Genomic DNA, 6,512 nt, shown 5'->3' on the forward strand with positions numbered 1-6,512 from the left:
TTTAGAAATTTATGTTAATTTAATTCTACTCTGACCCTAAATGTTCTTGTTGTGATTTCTATTGCGCTGCACTATTCTACGATTCAACCCTATTTTCAATGTGGAGAATCATGATGCATGCGCAAGGCCTGTACGACCCAGCTAACGAACACGACGCCTGCGGTGTGGGCTTTGTGGCACATATCAAAGGTAAAAAATCTCACGCGATTGTTGAACAAGGTCTGTTGATCTTAAAAAATCTCGATCATCGCGGCGCGGTTGGTGCTGATAAATTGATGGGCGATGGCGCTGGTGTGCTGATTCAGATTCCGGATCAATACTATCGCGAGGAAATGAGCAAGCAGGGCATAGAGTTGCCACCCCCCGGTGAGTACGGCGTCGGCATGATTTTTCTGCCGAAAGAACACGCTTCTCGTCTGGCCTGCGAACAAGAGATTGAACGTGCAGTGCGTGCCGAAGGCCAGGTTGTACTGGGCTGGCGCGATGTACCTGTCGATAGCGATATGCCAATGTCGCCTCTGGTACGCGAAAAAGAACCGGTCATCCGTCAAATATTTATCGGTCGCGGTGCCGACATCATGGTGACGGATGCGCTGGAGCGCAAACTCTACGTCATCCGTAAATCGGCTGTGCACGCGATTGAGGCATTGAAGCTGATCCACGGCAAAGAATACTTCGTGCCGTCGATGTCTGCGCGTACCATCGTCTATAAGGGCTTGTTGCTGGCCGATCAGGTCGGCGTCTACTACAAAGACTTGCAAGATCCGCGTTGCGTTTCCGCCCTGGCCCTGGTGCATCAGCGCTTCTCTACGAATACTTTCCCTGAGTGGCCGCTGGCTCACCCTTACCGCATGATTGCGCACAACGGTGAGATCAATACCGTCAAAGGTAACTTCAACTGGATGCGTGCGCGTGAAGGCGTGATGAAGTCCGCAGTGCTCGGCGATGATCTGCAAAAGCTGTATCCGCTAATTTTTGAAGGTCAGTCTGATACGGCGAGTTTTGATAATGCGCTAGAACTCTTGGTCATGGCGGGTTATCCGATTGCTCAAGCAATGATGATGATGATCCCGGAAGCCTGGGAAAATCACACTATGATGGACGACAACCGTCGTGCATTCTACGAATACCACGCGGCGATGATGGAACCATGGGATGGCCCGGCAGCGATGGCATTTACCGATGGTCGTCAGATCGGCGGTACGCTTGATCGTAATGGTCTGCGTCCGGCGCGCTACATCGTGACTGATGATGATCTGGTGGTGATGGCGTCGGAATCCGGTGTTTTGCCAATTCCTGAATCAAAAATTATCAAGAAATGGCGTCTGCAACCAGGCAAGATGTTCCTGATTGATCTGGATGCCGGCCGCATCATCGACGATAAAGAAATCAAAGATACCTACTCCAATGCCAAGCCATACAAGCAGTGGATACAATCAGTACGTATCAAGCTCAATGCACTAAAAGCCGAGCAGGCGGTAGAGCCATCGAGCGCGACTTTACTAGATCAGCAGCAGGCATTTGGTTATACGCAAGAAGATTTAAAATTCCTGATGGCACCTATGGCGACTAGTGCTGAAGAGGCGATTGGTTCCATGGGTAATGACTCGTCCCTGGCGGTCATGTCGAATAAACTCAAGCCACTGTACAACTACTTTAAGCAGTTGTTTGCACAGGTAACGAATCCGCCTATCGATCCCATTCGTGAAGCGATGGTTATGTCGCTGGTGTCGTTCATCGGACCAAAACCAAATTTGCTAGATACGAACAATATCAATCCGCCGATGCGTCTGGAAGTATCGCAGCCGGTATTAGATTTTTCTGATATAGCCAAATTACGGAACATTAGTGCGAATACCGGTGGCAAGTTTAAATCCTACGAACTCGATATTTGCTACCCGGTCGTCTGGGGTAAAGATGGTATTGAAGCTCGCTTAGCATCGATCTGCGCAGAAGTCGTGGATGCGGTCAAATCCGGCCACAACATCATGATCATCACAGACCGTAAGATGGATGAAAGCAATGTGGCAATTCCTGCTTTGCTGGCGACCTCTACCGTTCATCAACATTTAGTTTCTAAAGGCTTGCGCACCACGACAGGTCTGGTAGTCGAAACAGGTTCTGCGCGTGAAACCCATCATTTCGCCTTGCTGGCAGGCTATGGCGCGGAAGCTGTTCATCCCTACCTAGCAATGCAGACGCTGGCAGATATGGCGAAAGATTTATCAGGTGATTTGTCTGCAGAGAAGGCGATTTACAACTATACCAAAGCCATTGGCAAAGGCCTCATGAAGGTCATGTCGAAAATGGGTATTTCGACCTACATGTCCTATTGCGGCGCGCAGATTTTTGAAGTCATTGGTTTGAATAAATCGTTGGTGGACAAATATTTCAAAGGTACCGCATCGAATGTTGAAGGCATTGGTGTGTTTGAAGTCGCAGAAGAAGCTTTGCGTTTGCACGCGCTGGCATTCGGTAGTGACCCAGTACTGGCAAATGCGCTGGATGCAGGCGGAGAATATGCGTTCCGTATTCGCGGTGAAGACCACATGTGGACACCGGATGCGATTGCTAAATTACAGCATTCGACGCGTGCTAACAACTTCAATTCTTATAAAGAATACGCTCAGATCATCAACGACCAGTCCAAGCGTCATATGACTTTGCGTGGTCTGTTTGAATTTAAGATTGATCCGGTGAAAGCTATTCCACTTGATCAGGTCGAACCGGCAAAAGACATCGTCAAGCGTTTTGCCACTGGCGCAATGTCCTTGGGCTCAATCAGTACCGAAGCTCATGCAACGCTGGCGATTGCGATGAACCGTATTGGCGGTAAGTCAAACACCGGTGAAGGTGGTGAAGATCCGGCACGTTATCAGCAAGAGCTAAAAGGCATACCGATTAAACAGGGACAAACTCTCGCCTCGGTGATCGGTAAAGATCAGATTGAAGTCGATATTCCCTTGCAAGATGGCGACTCCCTGCGTTCTCGTATTAAGCAGGTTGCGTCCGGTCGTTTTGGTGTGACGACAGAGTATCTGATCTCTGCCGATCAAATTCAAATCAAGATGGCACAAGGTGCCAAGCCAGGTGAGGGCGGTCAGTTGCCTGGTCATAAGGTATCAGAATACATTGCGAAATTGCGTTTCTCAGTGCCGGGCGTAGGTTTGATCTCACCACCCCCACATCATGATATTTACTCGATCGAAGATTTGGCGCAGTTGATTCATGATTTAAAAAATGCCAATCCAAAAGCCTCCATCTCCGTCAAGCTGGTGTCCGAAGTTGGTGTCGGTACTGTTGCGGCCGGCGTGTCCAAAGCAAAAGCTGATCATCTGGTGATTGCTGGGCATGACGGTGGCACAGGCGCATCACCTTTATCATCGGTCAAACATGCTGGCACGCCGTGGGAATTAGGCTTGTCTGAGACACAGCAGACTCTGGTACTGAATGGATTGCGCGGTCGCGTCCGGGTGCAGGCTGATGGTCAGATGAAAACAGGCCGTGACGTCGCTATTGCAGCAATGCTGGGCGCAGATGAAATTGGTTTTGCGACAGCACCGCTGGTTGTCGAAGGTTGCATCATGATGCGCAAGTGTCATTTGAATACCTGCCCGGTTGGTGTAGCGACGCAAGATCCGGTACTGCGTGCGAAATTCTCCGGCAAGCCAGAATATGTCGTGAATTATTTCTTCTTTGTCGCAGAAGAAGTGCGTCAGATCATGGCTCAACTGGGTATCCGCACTTATGAAGAATTGATTGGTCGTGTGGATTTACTCGATAAATCGAAAGCAATCTCACATTGGAAAGCGAAAGGTTTAGATTTCACTCGGATTTTTTATCAGCCGGAAGTCGCTGCAGGCACACCAATTAAACACGTCGACGGTCAGGATCACGGTTTAGAAAATGCTTTGGACAACAAGCTGATTGCACAGGCAAAAACAGCGTTGGAAACCGGTGAAAAAGTTTCGTTCATTTCACCGATCAAGAACTTGAACCGTACTGTTGGCACCATGTTGTCCGGTGAGGTTGCCAAGCGCTATGGGCATGCGGGTTTGCCAGACGACACGATTCATATTCAGTTGCAAGGCACTGCAGGCCAATCTGCCGGTGCTTTCCTGGCGCATGGCGTCACTCTGGATCTGGTCGGTGAGGGTAACGATTATGTCGGCAAAGGTTTATCCGGTGGACGCATCATCATTCGTCCCAACACGGAATTCCGCGGCTGGGCAGTGGACAATATTATTTGCGGTAACACCGTACTGTACGGCGCGATTTCAGGTGAAGCCTACATTAACGGCGTCGCTGGTGAGCGCTTTGCGGTACGTAACTCTGGCGCCCTGGCAGTCGTTGAGGGTACCGGCGATCATGGTTGTGAATACATGACAGGCGGTACCGTGATTGTATTGGGTGACACGGGCCGTAACTTTGCTGCGGGCATGTCTGGCGGTATCGCTTACGTCTACGATCCTGATGGTGAATTTGAAGCCAAATGCAATATGTCCATGGTCACACTGGAGCCGGTGATGGCGGGCGATGTACAAGTCGCCACGGTTGATCCGTCGATCTGGCACAGTCGCGTACGAGGTGGTGAAGGCGAGACAGATGAAGCTATTTTACGTGGTCTGATTGAGCGGCATTTCAAACATACCGGTAGCACACGTGCCCGTAATTTACTGGACGATTGGGCTCGCGGACGTTCTAAATTCGTCAAAGTATTTCCGACAGAATACAAACGAGCGCTTGCTGAGATGTTCGCTGCCAGACAAGCACAGAACTCCAAGCAGAAAGTTGCCGCCTAATCGTGTAGATGTTTGTTGATTTGTTGAGTGTCGCGGGCGCAAGCCCGCGCCTGCAAATCTGTTGAATAGTCGGGCAAGGCCCGCACCAGAATCGAAGGAATAGACATGGGTAAAGTAACCGGTTTTATGGAATACCAGCGTTTGCAAGAGGCAAGCGAAGAACCACAATTACGTAAAAAACATTACAAAGAATTTTCGCTACATCTCAATGATGGCCAGGCAAAAATTCAAGGTGCACGATGTATGGACTGCGGTATCCCTTTCTGTAATAACGGCTGTCCTGTCAATAATATTATCCCCGACTGGAACGATCTGGTTTATCACGGCAATTACAAGCTTGCATTAGATACACTGCATTCCACCAACAATTTTCCTGAATTTACTGGCCGTATCTGTCCTGCACCTTGCGAATCTGCATGCACTTTGGGTATTAACAGCGATGCAGTCGGTATCAAGTCGATCGAACATTTCATCATTGATAAAGGCTGGGAAAACGGATGGGTGGTACCGCAACCTGCTGCGATCAAAACTGGTAAAAAGGTCGCGATTGTTGGTTCTGGTCCCGCAGGTTTGGCTGCTGCGCAGCAGCTAGCACGCGTCGGACACAGCGTGACTGTGTTTGAAAAAAATGATCGCGCTGGTGGTTTGCTACGCTATGGTATTCCTGATTTTAAAATGGAAAAGTCTCATATCGATCGCCGCGTGGAGCAGATGCAAGCAGAGGGAGTTGTTTTCCGTACCAGTACGCTGGTCGGCAAAGATTTTCCTTCGACGGTCACGAACTGGTCGAAAGAAACCGTCACACCAGAGCAACTGCAAAAGGATTTTGATGCTGTCATTATCGCTGGCGGTGCCGAAACACCGCGTGATTTGCCAGTGCCAGGCCGTGAATTGAAAGGCGTGCATTTTGCAATGGATTTCCTGCCATTACAAAACAAGGTTAATGCCGGGGATAAGGTCAAGGACCAGATCATGGCCACTGCTAAGCATGTTGTGGTGATTGGCGGTGGTGACACGGGTTCGGATTGTGTTGGTACATCTAACCGCCATGGCGCTAAATCTGTAACCCAATTTGAACTGATGCCGCAACCACCTGAGCAAGAAAACAAGTCGATGGTATGGCCATACTGGCCAATCAAGATGCGCACGTCATCCTCGCATGAAGAAGGCTGTGAGCGTGACTGGGCTGTGGCAACAAAGCGCCTGGAAGGTAAGAACGGCAAAGTCGAGAAACTGATCGCCGTTCGTGTGGAATGGAAAGACGGCAAAATGCAGGAAGTGCCTGGTTCAGAATTCGAAATGAAGGCAGATCTTGTTTTGCTGGCTATGGGTTTCGTCTCGCCAGTCCAGCAAGTACTGGATGCGTTTGGCGTAGAAAAGGATATCCGCGGCAACGCCAGAGCAACGACTGACGGCATCGATTGTTACAAAACCAATGTAGATAAAGTCTACGCAGCAGGCGATATGCGCCGTGGCCAGTCCTTGGTAGTATGGGCGATTAGAGAGGGGCGCCAATGTGCCCGTGAGGTGGATATGGCGTTAATGGGGGAGTCTGTATTGCCGCGCTAAGCTGAAGTGGTAATCCCCCCTGCAAACAAGCGTTGAAATGAGTAGAATTTTCTAAATATGATTTTTGAAAGTTCTGCATGAAGCCTTCCCGTTACACCGACAGTCAGATCATCGCCATCCTCAAGCAGGCCGAGGCTGGCT

General features: G+C 49.7%; 2 protein-coding genes. Both read left to right on the forward strand.

The genetic code is table 11. From position 1 onward, the window contains the following. Nucleotides 1-113: 113 nt before the first annotated feature. On the forward strand, nt 114-4,802 hold the full coding sequence (locus ACO0LE_RS03185; RefSeq protein ID WP_422958972.1) for a glutamate synthase-related protein: 4,689 nt from the start codon (nt 114-116) through the stop codon (nt 4,800-4,802). Between the two features lie 105 nt (nt 4,803-4,907). After that, on the forward strand, nt 4,908-6,371 hold the full coding sequence (locus ACO0LE_RS03190; RefSeq protein ID WP_422958958.1) for a glutamate synthase subunit beta: 1,464 nt from the start codon (nt 4,908-4,910) through the stop codon (nt 6,369-6,371). Nucleotides 6,372-6,512: the final 141 nt, after the last annotated feature.

Source organism: Undibacterium sp. Xuan67W (assembly GCF_049340165.1).
GTDB lineage: Bacteria > Pseudomonadota > Gammaproteobacteria > Burkholderiales > Burkholderiaceae_D > Undibacterium.

What these genes read in the sequence shown, in the direction of transcription:
- ACO0LE_RS03185 (WP_422958972.1), top strand. Translation starts at nt 114, where the DNA reads ATGCATGCGCAAGGCCTGTACGACCCAGCTAACGAACACGACGCCTGC.
- ACO0LE_RS03190 (WP_422958958.1), top strand. Translation starts at nt 4,908, where the DNA reads ATGGGTAAAGTAACCGGTTTTATGGAATACCAGCGTTTGCAAGAGGCA.